At 67.0% G+C, this 14,333-nt stretch carries 12 protein-coding genes; 2 read left to right on the top strand and 10 right to left on the bottom strand.

What is annotated here, in order from left to right; all coding sequences use genetic code 11:
- Nucleotides 1-29: 29 nt before the first annotated feature.
- The 6 genes from tssF to ACSHSS_RS18935 all read right to left on the bottom strand — a co-directional run bounded on the left by tssF (nt 30) and on the right by ACSHSS_RS18935 (nt 7,679).
- Nucleotides 30-1,907 carry a type VI secretion system baseplate subunit TssF gene (gene tssF / locus ACSHSS_RS18960; RefSeq protein WP_105854990.1) on the bottom strand — a complete coding sequence of 626 codons (1,878 nt, stop codon included), beginning with the start codon at nt 1,905-1,907 and terminating at the stop codon, nt 30-32.
- Between the two features lie 348 nt (nt 1,908-2,255).
- Nucleotides 2,256-2,960 (bottom strand): phosphorylase, encoded by a 705-nt coding sequence (locus tag ACSHSS_RS18955; RefSeq protein WP_006397534.1) that lies wholly within the window; start codon nt 2,958-2,960, stop codon nt 2,256-2,258.
- 5 nt (nt 2,961-2,965) lie between these two features.
- The gene (gene shc / locus ACSHSS_RS18950; RefSeq protein ID WP_012216194.1) at nt 2,966-4,939 is read right to left on the bottom strand and encodes a squalene--hopene cyclase; all 1,974 of its coding nucleotides are present in this window, start codon (nt 4,937-4,939) and stop codon (nt 2,966-2,968) included.
- A gap of 11 nt (nt 4,940-4,950) precedes the next feature.
- Nucleotides 4,951-6,204, bottom strand: a complete 1,254-nt coding sequence (hpnE, locus tag ACSHSS_RS18945; protein WP_175794736.1) for a hydroxysqualene dehydroxylase HpnE — start codon at nt 6,202-6,204, stop codon at nt 4,951-4,953.
- Between the two features lie 4 nt (nt 6,205-6,208).
- Nucleotides 6,209-7,057, bottom strand: coding sequence for a presqualene diphosphate synthase HpnD (gene hpnD, locus ACSHSS_RS18940; RefSeq protein ID WP_105854988.1), 849 nt, complete (start codon nt 7,055-7,057; stop codon nt 6,209-6,211).
- Nucleotides 7,058-7,346: 289 nt separating this feature from the next.
- The gene (locus tag ACSHSS_RS18935; protein WP_006397539.1) at nt 7,347-7,679 is read right to left on the bottom strand and encodes a hypothetical protein; all 333 of its coding nucleotides are present in this window, start codon (nt 7,677-7,679) and stop codon (nt 7,347-7,349) included.
- 212 nt (nt 7,680-7,891) lie between these two features.
- Here ACSHSS_RS18935 and ACSHSS_RS18930 point away from each other — a divergent pair, with 212 nt between their 5' ends.
- The gene (locus ACSHSS_RS18930; protein WP_035955917.1) at nt 7,892-8,776 is read left to right on the top strand and encodes an alpha/beta fold hydrolase; all 885 of its coding nucleotides are present in this window, start codon (nt 7,892-7,894) and stop codon (nt 8,774-8,776) included.
- Nucleotides 8,777-8,809: 33 nt separating this feature from the next.
- On the opposite strand, the gene ACSHSS_RS18925 is transcribed toward ACSHSS_RS18930, so the two are convergent.
- From ACSHSS_RS18925 to ACSHSS_RS18915, 3 genes are read right to left on the bottom strand one after another with little or no spacing between them, the layout of a single operon-like run.
- The gene (locus tag ACSHSS_RS18925; protein ID WP_012216191.1) at nt 8,810-9,748 is read right to left on the bottom strand and encodes a GGDEF domain-containing protein; all 939 of its coding nucleotides are present in this window, start codon (nt 9,746-9,748) and stop codon (nt 8,810-8,812) included.
- The gene (locus tag ACSHSS_RS18920; protein WP_054316791.1) at nt 9,745-10,371 is read right to left on the bottom strand and encodes a chemotaxis protein CheC; all 627 of its coding nucleotides are present in this window, start codon (nt 10,369-10,371) and stop codon (nt 9,745-9,747) included. The genes ACSHSS_RS18925 and ACSHSS_RS18920 overlap by 4 nt, the downstream gene beginning before the upstream one ends.
- The gene (locus ACSHSS_RS18915) at nt 10,364-10,732 is read right to left on the bottom strand and encodes a response regulator (protein WP_006397543.1); all 369 of its coding nucleotides are present in this window, start codon (nt 10,730-10,732) and stop codon (nt 10,364-10,366) included. Before ACSHSS_RS18915 ends, ACSHSS_RS18920 begins: the two co-directional genes overlap by 8 nt.
- Before the next feature lie 467 nt (nt 10,733-11,199).
- On the opposite strand from ACSHSS_RS18915, the gene ACSHSS_RS18910 reads away from it, so the two are divergent.
- Complete coding sequence (locus tag ACSHSS_RS18910) at nt 11,200-13,440, top strand: hybrid sensor histidine kinase/response regulator (protein WP_006416134.1); 2,241 nt, start codon at nt 11,200-11,202, stop codon at nt 13,438-13,440.
- 67 nt (nt 13,441-13,507) lie between these two features.
- On the opposite strand, the gene ACSHSS_RS18905 is transcribed toward ACSHSS_RS18910, so the two are convergent.
- Nucleotides 13,508-14,059, bottom strand: coding sequence for an NADPH-dependent FMN reductase (locus ACSHSS_RS18905; RefSeq protein WP_006397548.1), 552 nt, complete (start codon nt 14,057-14,059; stop codon nt 13,508-13,510).
- Between the last annotated feature and the right edge of the window lie 274 nt (nt 14,060-14,333).

Here is a 14,333-nt window from a genome sequence, read left to right as displayed (position 1 = left end):
CGACTGCATGAACCGCTTTCCTCCCCGAGTCAGGCTGCGCTGCGCGTCCCCATTCGAACCGGCCAGCGCATCAGCTCGCCGCGCTGCGGCGAGCGCAGTACGGACTGAGTAAAAGAATGTGTCGAAACGTGACGAGCGACGTAGTGCTCGAGGATCACGCCAAATAGAAAAGGGCTCGCGCCGTCAAAGCCGGCCTCGTCCACGGTCAGCACGCACTCGATGCCTCGACCGAACCGCAACGGGCCCTGGCCGGGCAGTTTCTTCGTCACGGGACGCGTCTCGACACGGATCAGGCTGTCGATCTGTCGACGCAAACGCACGTCGTCGGCAGCGGCGAACAAAATCAGAATGTCGCGTAGCGCGCTTCCGTCCTGAGTCTCCAGCCTGCCGTAGTCGAGGTTCAACTGACCGATCAGCCGCCATGCCGCGTCTCCCTGAGCAAGCGGCGCGCGTGCCGGGCTCGGCGCACGAACGAGTTCCGTTCGCCTGACGGGCGCACTGATTTCGACAGTCAGATCGGTCGCGCCCTCGGGCTCCAGCAAGCTCGGCAGATCGCCGTTCGTCAACCACGCATCGACCGACAGATATTTCATGGCCTGTGGATAGGATTGCTCATTTTCATCGACCAACGAAACGAATACATCGGTACTCACGTATGGCGTACGAGCGCCGTAGCGACGGTATGACGTCTTCGCCGTTCCGTGCTCGCGGCGGATCGTGAAATAGCGCCCGTGATCGGCTTCATTGCTCAGCAGCGGCCGGTACAGCGGCCGAAACTCGAGCGATGCCGCTCCTTTGCTGACGAAGCCATGCAACGCCTCCACCGCGAACACCTCGTAATCCGAGCCGTTCTGCCTGTCGGGCTGCACGAGAATTTCGGCGCCCGTGCCCGGCATCTCGGCGGGATCGCTCGTGCGGCGAAACAGGTTGATGACCGGTGTACAGAAGAGGGCGAAGCGGGAAGCATCGACGTGCTCGACCAGCGAACCGTCGAATCGATCCAGCAACACGACGATTTCGGCTTCGCGATCGGTCACATATCGCAATCCCGCATTCAGACCGGTCAGCGTGAAAAACCAGAAGCGCGCGGGACATGTCGCATGTTCATGCAGCAGGTTATGGCCATGAAACTTCGTCCCGACCAGCGGCAGCAAGCCCTCGTCCGCAGCCAGCCCCGTATGCTCGACGGCACGATCGCGGACAACGCCGAATGATCGGTTCGAATCGGCGAAACGATTCGGCATCCCGATCACGGACGCCACCGCGCCAGCGTGGATCAGCTCGAACAGCCGCGATGCGACGCGCTCGTCGCCGGTCAGGTAGACGGGCAATCGATCGAGCCCGCGCAGCTCATCGAAGCGCGCTTCGCCGGTGGTATGGAGCCTGAGACGCAGCGCGCCGCGAATCGGCCGGTCGGCTGCGCCATAGCGCTCTACCGATGGAATGTCCGGCGGCACGCCGGTCAGGCGCGCCGAAACAATCTCCAACGGATACAGCGTCACATCGAGACCGCTGCGAAACGTGCAGGGCGTGCGCTCGCCATCGGGCACGCGGCTCGTGAACGTCGTGCCGCGAGGGACTCGAAAACCCTCGAGCAAATTGCCTTGCTGTTCGTCGGGATAGAGACGCGCTACCGCAATCGATGGCGTTGGGGCGACGTAGTTCGGATAGACGGTTTCCAGCAGCCGACTGCTCAGCAACGGGAATGCGGCATCCAGTTTCAATTGCAGCCGGGCCGTCGTGAAACTCGCGGCTTGCACCAGACGCTCGACAAAGGGATCGGCAATCTCGCCTGCATGCAGGCCCAGCCGACGCGCAATCTTCGGATGCGCCTGCGCGAATTCCTCCACCAGCTCCTTGAAATAGAGCAGTTCGCGATTGTAGGCATCAAGCAGATGAGGATTCATGGCACGCGCAATCCGGGTTCCACGCCAAGCGTTCGACGGCATCGCTGTCGGCAATGTGTCGAATGCTAGCCGCAAAGACCATCTCAAAAAATCCCTGACGGAACCGAGAAACCCGATTTACATGCGGTATCTGCGATTATGTTTTTGAGATATAGAACGTTGTCCTGATCATTGCATTGACAACGTGATCCGCAGATAGCGTCCTGCGCCCGTGCGTATCGTTCCGGGATTTCGCGAAGTTCGCTGCTTATACCATCGTGCGGATGCACGGGTCGCGCATGGTCGGAAGCGCCGCATCATGCAGCGCTCTTTTGTATGGAGGGGGAGGAGAGAAGCGGCGTCCGCCGCTCAGACGATCCGCAGCGCGCCTTCGCGCCCGAATGCGTGACGCGCCTGGATCAGCGTCGTACGCGCGGCACGCGCGTCGCTCGCGACCTGCAGCAGCGGGCCGAGCTGCGACGGCTGCTTCAGCAGCTCGCGCAGAATCGGCAGGATGGCGGTGCTGCCGTCGTCGCGCAGCCCGGCGGTCGCCGCGCGCGGCAGCGTGCGCCACGCGGGATCGACGATCGCGCGGCACACCGCGAACGGCACGCCGCGCGCCGCCGCGAACGCAGCGGCGATATGCGACTCCATGTCGACGGCGAGCGCGCCCTTCGCGCGATGCAGCGACGCCTTCTCCTGCTCGGTGACGACGGGCGCCGTGACGGCCGCGATCGCACCGCGCGACACGCGCGTCCATACCGGCGTGTCATGCAAGGCGACGACGAGCCGCGCGCTCCAGTCGGCGTCGGTCTGCACGCGGCCGAACGGCCCGTCGACCGCATCGGCGACGACGAGCGCGCCCGGCTTCAGGTCAGGGGCCAGGCCGCCGGCCGTGCCGAAGCTCACGATGCCCGCACAGCCGCGCGCAGTCGCTTCGGTGAGCGCGCGCTCGAGCCGGTCGGCCCGCGCGGCGAACACGGCCTCGACGCCGTCGCCGCGCGCGATGCGCGCCTCGAACGCCATGCCCGTCACCGCGATGACGGGCAGCCCGCCGCTCTGCTGCGATGCCATCCGCGTCAGATCCCGACCGTGACGCGCGTCGTGTTGTCGCGCTTCAGGTTGCGGTAGCGCGCCAGCGCCCACAGCGGGAAGAACTTGCGATAGCCGTGATAGCGCAGATAGAACACGCGCGGGAAGCCCGTCGCAGTGAAGCGCGCTTCGTCCCACAGGCCGTGCTCCTTCTGTTCGGCGATCAGGTAGTCGATTCCGCGCTTGACCGCCGGGTTGTTGACCTCGCCGGCCGCCATCAGGCCAAGCAGCGCCCAGGCCGTCTGCGATGCCGTGCTCGGTGCGGGCTCGTAGCCGCGGTAGTTCAGCTTGTAGCTGTCGCCGTCCTCGCCCCAGCCGCCGTCCTTGTTCTGGATCGACAGCAGCCATTGCGCCGCGCGCTTCACGCGCGCGTCGTCGGGCCCGAGGCCTGCCGCATTCAGCGCGCACAGCGCCGTCCACGTGCCGTACACGTAGTTCATCCCCCAGCGGCCGTACCAGCTGCCGTCGGGCTCCTGCTCCTTCAGCATGTAGTCGAGCGCGCGGCGCGCCGCGTCGCTGTTCAGCGCGGTCTCGCCGAGCTGCGACAGCATCGACAGACAGCGGCCCGACACGTCGGCCGTCGGCGGATCGAGCAGCGCGCCGTGATCGGAGAACGGGATGTTGTTCAGGTAGTACTGCGTGTTTTCCGGCTCGAACGCGCCCCAGCCGCCGTCGCTGCTCTGCATGCCGACGACCCACTCGCGCGCACGCGCGATCGACTCGCGATACGTGTCGGACTGATTCAGCTTTTGCGCGCGATCCATCGCCATCGCGACGACGGCCGTATCGTCGACGTCGGGGTAGTGCGGGTTCGCGTACTGGAACGCCCAGCCGCCCGGACGCACGTGCGGACGGCGCGAGATCCAGTCGCCGCGCACGTCGAGGATCTGCAGCGGACGCAGCCAGTCGAGGCCGCGCACGGCCGCCTGCTCGGCGCGCGGATCGCGCGTCTCGAGCAGCGCGTGCGCGGCGAGCGAGGTATCCCAGACGGGCGACAGGCACGGCTGGCAATAGGCTTCGTCTTCGTGCACGACGAGCAGCTTCTCGATCGACTTGCGCGCGATCGCGCGATTCGGATGATCTTCCGCGTAGCCGAGCACGTCGTACATCATCACCGCGTTGGCCATCGCCGGATAGATGGCGCCGAGGCCGTCCTCGCCGTTCAGCCGCTCGTCGACGAACGCGACGGCCTGACGAATCGCGCGCTCGCGCGTATAAGCCGGAAACAGCCCGTCGACCGCGCGCAGCACGTGATCGACCGCACGGAAGAACGCGAACCAGCCGGCGCTCTGGTGACCCTGGCGCGGCAGCAGGCCCGCGTTGACGGGCGGATCGATGAACAGCTCGTCGATGCGGACGCCGCGCGGATTCTTCGCAAGCGGACGCTTCGCATTCAGCACGAGCAGCGGCACGATCACCGTGCGCGCCCAGTACGACACCTTCGACAGATGGAACGGGAACCACTGCGGCAGCAGCATGATCTCGACCGGCATCATCGGCACCGCGCGCCACGGAATCGCGCCGTACAGCGCGAGCTGAATCCGCGTGAACACGTTCGACATCTCGGCGCCGCCCATCGCGTGGATCGCGCGACGCGCGCGCTGCATGTGCTCGGCGTTTTCGTCGTCGCCGATCACCTTCAGCGCGAAGTACGCCTTCACGCTCGCGCTGATGTTCGGCGCGCCGTCGGTAAACAGCGGCCAGCCGCCGTCGGCCTGCTGGATCCGGCGCAGATAGCGGCCGATCTTCTGTTCGAGCTCGAGGTTCGGCGTCTCGCCGAGATAGTGGACGAGCAGCACGTATTCGGCGGGAATCGTCGAATCGGCTTCGAGTTCGTAGACCCAGTGCCCGTCCGCGTTCTGCGCGGCGAGCAGCGCGTCGGTCGCGCGTGCGACGGCCGCATCGAGCTCGGCCGGCACGGTGCCGGCCGACAGGGTAGCCATATCGGTGAGATCGTTCATCGGTTCCTCTCTTATTGTGTCTGGAGCGCGTCCGCGGCCTGCTGGCCGGAACGGATCGCGCCCTCGATCGTGGCGGGCAAGCCGGTGGCAATCCAGTCGCCCGCCAGCACAAGGTTGGTCCAGCGCGTACGCACGGCCGGACGTTTCATTTCCTGCGACGGCACCGCCGCAAATCCCGCGCGCGGCTCGACGACGAGCTGCCACGGCGGCACGACCGCCGCGTTCGCGCCCGTCACGCGCGCCACGTCTTCCCACAGCCGCCGCGCGAGCGCCTCGCGCGGCAGGTCGAGCCAGCGGCCGGCGTCGTGAACCGTCGCCGCGAGCTGGCCCTCGCCGGTGCGCACGGCATCGGCGACGCCGTTGATGACGGTCGTGTCCAGCGGCGCGCCGGGCGGCGGTTCGGCCGCGAAATAGGCGGTCGCGACCGCGCCGAACGCGTCGGGCGCGGCCAGATCGGGCACGAGCGGCTGCGCGACGTCCGGCGGCACGGCCAGCGCGACCGCGTCGCCCGGCGCGAGATCGATTCGCTGCCCGCCGGCCGCGAGCGCGTCGACCGCGTTGCCGCGCGCGCCGAACTCGAGCGCATCGAGCCGCGAGCTCAGCCGGATCTGCGCGCCGCCGTGCTGCAGCATCCGCAGCGCCGGTTCGACGAACGCGCTACCGAGCCCGTGCCGCGCGACCAGCGGACGGCAGCCGGGGCCGCCCGCCGCGAGCGTCCCGCACAGCGCCGCGCGCGCCAGCTCGGCGGTCGCATGACGCGGCTCGACGTTCAGCACGCGAAGAAAATGCGGTCGCAGCCAGCGCTCCCAGAGCACACCGTCGCAGCGCATCGTCTGCGCGAGCGAGCGTCCGGTGCGCGCGAACGCGAGCGAGGCGAGCGACGCATAGTCGAGCGGCGTCGTGCCCGGTGCGCGCGCGGTCGCGTCGAACAGCCACGACGGCCAGCGCCGATTGCCGAAGCGCAGCGTCCAGCGCTGCTGCGACGCGAGATCGACGACCGGAAACTCGGACGACGACGGGCCCGTCAGCTGATCGGCCGCGCCGATCGTGCGCAGATAGCGCTGCGTCGCCGCCTGCCCGGCGAACACGCGATGCAGGCCGCTGTCGACCGTCGTACCGAGCGTCGAGTCGAACCACGAGCGGCAACGGCCGCCCGCATGCGCATGCGCGTCGTGCAGCACGATGCGCCGCCCGCGACGTTGCAGCTCGACGGCGGCCGACAGGCCCGCGAGACCGGCACCGATCACGTGGACGGTTCTGGGCATCGGCTCAGAACAGCGCGTAGCGCGCGGCGATCATCAGCATCCGCGCCTTCGGCTTGCGCAGCGGCGCACGCGGTGCCGCAAAGCCGCGGGCGACCGCCGCCTCGAGAATGCAGCGATACGCGCCCGACATGATCCGCGGCGCCTTCACCTGCGCGCGTGCGCAGGTGTCCATCACCGCATCGGCCTGCCTGAAATGTTCGAGCGCGCGTTCGACGAGCGTCGCGCACACGCGCGGCAACGCCGGGTCGCGCGCGATCGTGGCCGGATCGGAAATCGCGATCCCTTCGCGCTGCAGCAGTTCGCGCGGCAGATAGCAGCGGTTGATCGCCGCGTCGTCGTCGATGTCGCGCAGGATGTTCGTCAATTGCAGCGCGCGGCCGAGGTGGTGCGACAGCTTGATGCCTTCGGCTTCCGGCATCCCGAAAATCCTCACCGACAGCCGGCCGGCCGCGCTCGCCACGCGGTCGCAATAGAGGTCGAGCGTCGGCTCGTCGGGCGCGCAGATATCCTCGGCGGCGTCCATCGCCATCCCGTCGATCATCGCGTGGAAGTCGTCGCGCTGCAGATCGAATGCGCGGATTTCGCGTTCGAGCGCAACCAGATGGCGCGGCGGATGGCCGGCGAAGCACGCGTCGATGTCGGCGCGCCAGCGTTCGAGGCCCGCGACGCGCTCGGCGCGCGGCAGGTCGCTGTCGGCGATGTCGTCCACCGCGCGGCAGAACGCGTAGACCTGGAACATCGCGTCGCGCTGCACGGCCGGCAGGATGCGCATCGCGAGGTAGAAAGAACTGCCCGATGTGACGGCAGCGGCGTCGGTTTCTTGTTCGTCCACGACGAGATTGGAAACGGCCAAGACGAGCTCCACGGAGACACCCGCGCGGGGCGATTGAAGAAGCGATGCCCGGCTGGGATGGTCAGGCGGCAAATGCGTGCGAGATAGTCGAACGATCGACGCAGACAGGCACAAATTACCGGCCGGTTGCCGGAATTGGGCGAAAGTATAGCAATCTTTGAAGATCGATGGCGGGCGGCGGCTGCCGCGCGCGCCAGCCGGAAAGCCGCGCGGCGGCGGGAGCGCCCGGCAAGGGCGGCGACGCAGCGGCACCGACACGCGGCCGGCGCATCGCGCGGCGGCCGCCGCGTCAGCCGTAGACGATGTCGCGCTGCAGATCGAGCGCGATCAGCCCCATTTCGCGCGTCAGTTGCAGCATCGCGCGGCGCTCGAGGCGCGACCCCATGAAGCTCGTCACGCGGCCGTCCGGTTCGGCCGTGAACTGGAACACCGCGCCGCCGGTGCCGAACCAGGCGCCCGGCACGTCCGGCGATTCGGCCCAGTCGATTTCCTCGAACACGCGCGCGATTCCGGCGCGCACCGCGTCGCTCGCGCCGATCGGCGGCGCGACGTCGCCGAGGTCGTCGAGCGAGTAGGGGCCGGGCTTGTCCGGTTTCCGGTAGAAGAGATAGTCGACGTTCATCGGTGAAGCTGCGGAAGACGGCAGGAAAGCGTCAAACTAACGCGCTTTTCCGCAAATTTGAATCAGACTCGCACGAATTGTGGCCTTCGCGAGACATTCGGGGCAGCATCGTCGTCGCGCAGGCGACTGTCGGCGCGCGCAGTGCGGGGCCCCGCTTGCGGCACGCCGCGTTCGTCTAAGATGACGCTTTGTCCTGATAAAAACGCAGATCCATGGAGACGAACGTGACCGCCCCTTCGCAGTCCGATCACCCGGTTTTCGTGCTCGTGCACGGCGCATGGCATGGCGCGTGGTGCTTCGCGCACGTCGCCGCCGCGCTGGCCGCGCGCGGCTATCTGTCGATCGCGCGCGATCTGCCCGCGCATGGCCTTCACGCGCGCTTTCCCGCGTCGTATCACGTGCGGCCGCTCGACAAGGACGCGTTCGGCGCCGAGCCCTCGCCGGTCGCGAACACAACGCTCGACGATTACGCGACGCAGGTGATGCAGGCGGTCGACGACGCATACGCGCTCGGCCGCGGCAAGGTGATCCTCGTCGGCCACAGCATGGGCGGCCTCGCGATCACCGCCGCCGCCGAACGCGCACCCGACAAGATTGCGAAGCTCGTCTATCTGGCCGCCTTCATGCCGGCCGCGGGCGTGCCGGGCCTCGACTACGTGCGCGCGCCGGAGAACCGCGGGGAATTGCTCGGCCCACTGATGCTCGCGAGCCCGCGCGTTGCCGGTGCGTTACGGATCGACCCGCGCAGCGGCGACGCCGACTATCGCGCCGCGACGCGCCGCGCACTTTGCGACGACGTTCCGCAAGCCGACTTCGACGCGGTGGCGAACCTGATGAGCTGCGACGTGCCGGCCGCGCCGTTCGCGACCGCGATCCCGACGACCGCCGCGCGATGGGGCGCGATCGATCGCCACTACATCAAGTGCCTGCAGGATCGTGTACTGCTGCCGGCGCTGCAGCAGCGCTTCATCGACGAAGCCGATGCGTTCGCGCCCGGCAATCCGACGCACGTGCATCAGCTCGACAGCAGCCATTCGCCGTTCATGTCGCAGCCGGCCGTGCTCGCCGGCGTGCTGGCCGACATCGCGAAGCACTGACTGACCGAGTGACCGACTGATCGACCGCGCCGCCTACGCGTAGCCGACCGAGCGGTCGCGGCCGAGCCGTTTCGCGCGATAGAGCGCCGCGTCCGCGTCGTTGACGAGCGCGTCGCATGCGGGCTGTCCGAGCTTCGCGCATGCGGCGCCGACACTCGCCGTCACCGCGACGCTGACGCCTTCCGCGTCCACCGGCGTGCGGCCGATCGCGTCGCGCACCTTGTCCGCGACCTGCAACGCTTCCTCGAGATTCGTGCACGGCAGCAGCAGCGCGAATTCCTCGCCGCCGAAGCGGCCGAACGTATCCTGCGCGCGCACGATCGCCGCGACGCGGCGCGCGGTCTCGCGCAGCACCGCATCGCCGACCGCATGGCCGAAGCGGTCGTTGATCGCCTTGAAGTGATCGAGGTCGAACAGCAGCATCGACAGATCGCCGCCGTAGCGCTGCCAGCGCGCGAATTCTTCGCCGAGCCGCGTCTCGAAGTAGCGCCGGTTGGCGATGCCGGTGAGGCCGTCGCGGTTCGCATGCTCGCGCAGCTTCGCGACCGCCTCCTCGCGCTCGCGCTGCATCACGCTGACGTGCGTGACGTCCGAGATCGTGACGCACACCGCTTCGACGTCGCGGCCGCGTGTGAGCGGCATGAACGTGCAGTCCTGCTGCATGTAGTCGACGCCGCCCGTGATCGGCCGATCGTGCTCGAAACGAAACAGGTAGGGCCGCTGCTCCCACGAGCTGAACGCGAAGCTGCCGAGCTGGAACACGCTCTCGAGCTTGCGCGTGAGCCATGCGCGCGGCAGATCGGGAAAGCAGTCGAACAGGTTGCGGCCAATCACGTCGGCGGCCGGCACGCCGCTGTGGTCCTGCATGAAGCGATTCCACATCAGCACGGTCATGCGGCGATCGAGCACGAAAAGCCCGAAGCCGACGCGCTCGATCACGAGATCGCTGAGCGATGCGCGTTCGGCCGTCATAGCGCGGACAGCAACGCGTCGAGCGCGTCGCCCATCAGCCGGATCGAATCCTCGGCCATCAGCATCACGAAATGTGCGCGAAACGCGTGATCCTCGAGACCGAAATTCACTTCGAGCAGCAGCGCGACGCTCCATGCGAGCACGGTCGGCTGGAACACGTCTTCGAACGACACGTTGGTGCCGAGCAGGCCCGGCGGAAAGAACACCGGCTTGCGGCCAAGCTCGTCGAGAATCGACGCGACGCACGCGCCCATCAGCACATTCGCGACGTCGAACACGAGTTCGTCCTGGGTCGCCATCCCGCCGTGCGCGCCGCCGCCGAAGGTGCGCTCGACGAGCGACATCAGCCGCCCGACGCCCGCGCTGCGACAGAGCACGATCGCCTCGCCCTTGATGTCGGACCGGAACCCCTGGCGCACGGCGGTCACGTTGTCGTCGATCCCCGTCATCTCGCGCAGCGCGCGTCCCGCCTCGGCCGCGTGCACGACGCGCACGCGCGGCACCGACAGTTCGATGAAGCGTCCGAGCAGCACCGCAAGCCGCGCCGCGGCGCGGCCCATCGCGAGATTGGCGATCTCCTGCAACGCGTCGCGTTGCTCCGCCGTGAACACCGAGTCAGGCATACAACCCATACTCCTTGAGAATGGGCAGCAATGCCTCCGACGTCACGGGTTTGGCGACGAACGCGATCGCGCCGAGCTCGCGGACGCGCGCTTGCGCCTGCGGCTGGATGTCAGCGGATACCACGATCACGAACGTGTTCATATCCTCGTGGCGCAGTGTTTCGAGCACCTGATAGCCGTTCATGTCGGGCATCGTCAGGTCCAGAAACATCACGGAAGCTTTGCCGTCACGATAGAGCGCCAAGGCCTCGCGACCATTCGCTGCATACGCGACATCGACGTCCCAGTCTCCCGGCAAGGCTTTCGCCAACAGTTTGCGCGCAAGCAGCGAATCGTCGGCAATCACAATCGGCAAGGACATGGCAGTGAAGCGAAATACGGAATGGTCTCTCTCGCGTTAACGACTTTCCGGAGCGCTTCTTGAGCGCCGGACGTCGCGTACGCGGCAGCCGCCGATGCGGCACGCAGCAGCGTCGCGCATGCGCGCGACGCGCCGCGCGGCGGATACCGGCGGGCGCATATCTATCTGTCATAGGGAAAGCAACGCGCGATTCTCGGAGTAAACCGAAAGCACCGCAACTCGCCATTTTTACCGCTTCGAACAGAATCGATTCAGCCGTCGCCTATTCCGAAAACACTCGCGACCATTTTTGAGACGAAGACGCAAAATTTTTCTTTGTGTACGTTTGCGCTTCCGGATTCGTCGCGTTTTCAATCTGACGATTTCCTTTGCGCGATCTCCTGGCCGCGACGGCTGTCGTCTTGCGCACGGATCGCGAAGACAACTCGTTTATGATGGCAGGCACCTCTGCAACACCTTCCTACCGAATGACGTCTGACCGGCCCGCCGAATCCCGTACTCCCGTCACCGCTCCCGCCGACGACTGGCAGGACGACGGCAACTACGCATCCGGTGCGCCCGAACACGACTTCGCGGTCCGCCGGATCACGCTGATCGTGCTGCTCGTCGCGGCGATCGTGCTGCCGTGCATCTACGTGGTCGTGATGGCTTACAACGACCTGAAAGCGCGCGAGGCGGCCGCCAGCGACGTGACGATGCGCACCGTGCGCGTGGCCGAAGAGCATGCGCTGAAGGTGTTCGACCTGACCGAGACGCTCGACGCGCGGATCGTCGATCTCGTGCAGGACATGAAGGACGCGACCGTGCGCAATCAGGAAGCCGACATCCACGACGCGCTCAATACGATCGGCGGCGGCTATCCGCAGGTCGCGGCCGTCTCGATCTTCGGCGCGAGCGGGATGCTGCTCGCGAACTCGCTTTACTATCCGGCGCCGTACGCGTCGATCGAGAACCGCGAGGACTTCATCGGCATCCGCGACGGCCGCGTGATCGAGCACATCTCGAAGCTGATGATGGGGCCGCTGAAGCTCGAGAACATCCCGGTGTTCAACACCGGCATCGCGCGGCGCAACAGCGACGGGTCGTTCGCGGGAATGGTGTCGATCGCGCTGAAGTCGTCCTATTTCAACGCGTTCTACCGCGACTTGCTCGGCGGCGCAAAAACGCCGATGACGATGGCGCTCGCACGCTCCGACGGCGCGGTGCTTGCGTCGTATCCGCAGCTGCCTTCGGCGGTGCACACCGATCGCGAGGCGACCTTCGGCAACGCGCACAACAATCCGCGCGCGGGCGTCGTGCGCGTGCATCACGGCGGCAGCGACAGCGAGATCGTCGCCTACCGGCAGGTCGGCAGCTATCCCGTCTACGTGGTCTGCACGTATCGGGCGTCCGCGATCTGGCGCGAATGGTATGAACACCTGAGCGTGCTGTTCCTGTCGATGTTCGCGCCGTCGGTCGCGCTGTGGTGCGTGATCTGGCTGTCGCTGAAGCGGCTCAAGGCCGAGGAGCGCGCGTGGGAGCGCTGGCAGGCCGAAGCGTCGATGCGGCGCTCGATCGAATCGGCGTACCGGCAGTCGCGCAAGATGCAGGCGCTCGGCAACCTCGTCGGCAGCGTCGCGCACGACTTCAACAACCTGCTGATGATCATCTCGAGCAACGTGCAGATCATGCGGCGGCGCAACGCCGAGCATCTCGACAAGGAGCTCGGCGCGATCGAACGCGCGTTGAAGAACGGCCAGTCACTGACGCGCCAGTTGCTCGGCGTCGCGCGCAAGCAGCCGTTGCATAGCGAGACGATCGACGTCGGGCAATGGCTCGGCTCGTGCCGCGAACTGCTGAAGACGTCGCTCGGCTCGAAATCGTCGCTCGTCGTCGCGATCGACCCGGGCGTGTGGCCGATCCGCGTCGACGTCGCGGAGCTCGAGCTTGCGGTCATCAATCTCGCCGTGAACGCACGCGACGCCATGCCGACCGGCGGCCGCTTCACGGTCGGCGCGCGCAACGTGACGCTGCGCCGCGAGGACGGTTTTCCGCTGACGGGCGATTTCGCGCAGCTGTCGTTCGACGATACGGGCTCGGGCATGGCGCCCGACGTGCTGTCGCGCGCGTTCGAGCCGCTGTTTACGACGAAGGCGCACGGGATGGGCACGGGACTCGGGCTGCCGCAGGTATTCGCGTTCTGCGAGCGCTCGGGCGGCCTCGCGACGATCGACAGCGCGGTCGGTGCCGGCACGTCGGTGCGGCTCTATTTGCCGCGCGCGCGTGCCGAAGACATCACGACGCGGCCGCCGGCCGCCGCGCACGTCGCGCCGCACACCGGGCTGCACGTGCTGCTCGTCGAGGACAACAGCGAAGTCGCGGCCGGCACGGAAGCGCTGCTGTCGCTGCTCGGCCACCGCGTCACCTATGCGGCGACCGGCGACGACGCGCTGCGCCTGATCGAAAGCGCCACCGACGACAACGCGTTCGACCTCGTGATCTCGGACATTCACATGCCGGGCCGCCTCAACGGCATCGATCTCGCCGAAGCAATCGACAAGCGGCCGGAGAAACTGCCGGTGATCCTCGTCACCGGCTATGCGGAGGAGCTCGACCGCACGCGCAGCGTCAACGTCCGCGTGCTGTCGAAGCCGTTCGACATCGCGCTGCTCGACGCGATCCTGCTCGAGATCCGTGACGGGCGCGACGAGCGGCACCCGGGCTCGTGACGACGGCCGGCGCCAGCCGGTACCAGGCGGCGCCGGCCGGGCGGGCAGCGCGGCGATCAGGCGAACTTCACTTCTTCAGCAGGCGGACCCAGTCCGCGTAGCGGTCGACGAAGCCCTGCAGGAACTTGCGCGTGTCCTCGTTGACGATCTTGCCTTCGTCGTCGATGCGCGTCGGATCGTGCTTGATGAACATCTCGGGCTGCCCGAGCAGCTTCACGTCGAGATACGAGAGCACGTTGCGCAGATGCTGCTGCGCGAGGGCGGTGCCGGTCGCGCCCGGCGACGTGCCGAGCACGGCGCCCGGCTTGCCGGCCCACGAATTCGAACCCCACGGGCGCGAGCCCCAGTCGAGCGCATTTTTCAGCACGCCCGGAATCGAGCGGTTGTATTCGGGCGTGACGAACAGCAGCGCATCGGCGGCTTCGATCGACTGCTTGAACCGTTTGGCGACCTCCGGAAAATCCGCGTCGTAATCCTGGCTGTACAGCGGCAGTTCGCCGATCTCGACGAATTCGAACGACAGGTCCGACGGAGCGAGCGAGATCACGGCATGCGCGAGCGCGCGGTTCCACGAACCGCGACGCAGGCTGCCGACGACGACTGCAACACGATAGGCCATGGTGTTCTCCTTCCGGTGAGTGAGGAATCGAATCGATTGATTCCGGGCAGGCGGCAAAGGTCTGTTTATAGGCAGGCCAGCCCGCGAGCCGCCCGGCCGGGCCATCCGGCCGACTTTCCACAAGGTTTTCCACAGAAATTGTGGATAACTCTGGGTGGAGCGTTGGGCGAATGGGGCTCGGTGCGTCGCGGGAAGCTGTGTGCGACGCAAGGCTTGGGGAAGCATCTGTCTCTTATACACATCTCCGAGCCCACGAGACTAGCGCTCATCTCGT

The organism is Burkholderia sp. BC1 (genome assembly GCF_052683555.1).
The sequence above is the reverse complement of the archived record's forward strand: the minus strand, read 5'-3'. Positions and strand labels throughout refer to the sequence as shown.

Bases quoted from the DNA above. Each gene is read 5' to 3' on its own strand.
- tssF (WP_105854990.1), bottom strand. From the start codon at position 1,907: ATGAATCCTCATCTGCTTGATGCCTACAATCGCGAACTGCTCTATTTC.
- ACSHSS_RS18955 (WP_006397534.1), bottom strand. From the start codon at position 2,960: ATGGCATCGCAGCAGAGCGGCGGGCTGCCCGTCATCGCGGTGACGGGC.
- shc (WP_012216194.1), bottom strand. From the start codon at position 4,939: ATGAACGATCTCACCGATATGGCTACCCTGTCGGCCGGCACCGTGCCG.
- hpnE (WP_175794736.1), bottom strand. From the start codon at position 6,204: ATGCCCAGAACCGTCCACGTGATCGGTGCCGGTCTCGCGGGCCTGTCG.
- ACSHSS_RS18935 (WP_006397539.1), bottom strand. From the start codon at position 7,679: ATGAACGTCGACTATCTCTTCTACCGGAAACCGGACAAGCCCGGCCCC.
- ACSHSS_RS18930 (WP_035955917.1), top strand. From the start codon at position 7,892: ATGGAGACGAACGTGACCGCCCCTTCGCAGTCCGATCACCCGGTTTTC.
- ACSHSS_RS18925 (WP_012216191.1), bottom strand. From the start codon at position 9,748: ATGACGGCCGAACGCGCATCGCTCAGCGATCTCGTGATCGAGCGCGTC.
- ACSHSS_RS18920 (WP_054316791.1), bottom strand. From the start codon at position 10,371: ATGCCTGACTCGGTGTTCACGGCGGAGCAACGCGACGCGTTGCAGGAG.
- ACSHSS_RS18915 (WP_006397543.1), bottom strand. From the start codon at position 10,732: ATGTCCTTGCCGATTGTGATTGCCGACGATTCGCTGCTTGCGCGCAAA.
- ACSHSS_RS18910 (WP_006416134.1), top strand. From the start codon at position 11,200: ATGACGTCTGACCGGCCCGCCGAATCCCGTACTCCCGTCACCGCTCCC.
- ACSHSS_RS18905 (WP_006397548.1), bottom strand. From the start codon at position 14,059: ATGGCCTATCGTGTTGCAGTCGTCGTCGGCAGCCTGCGTCGCGGTTCG.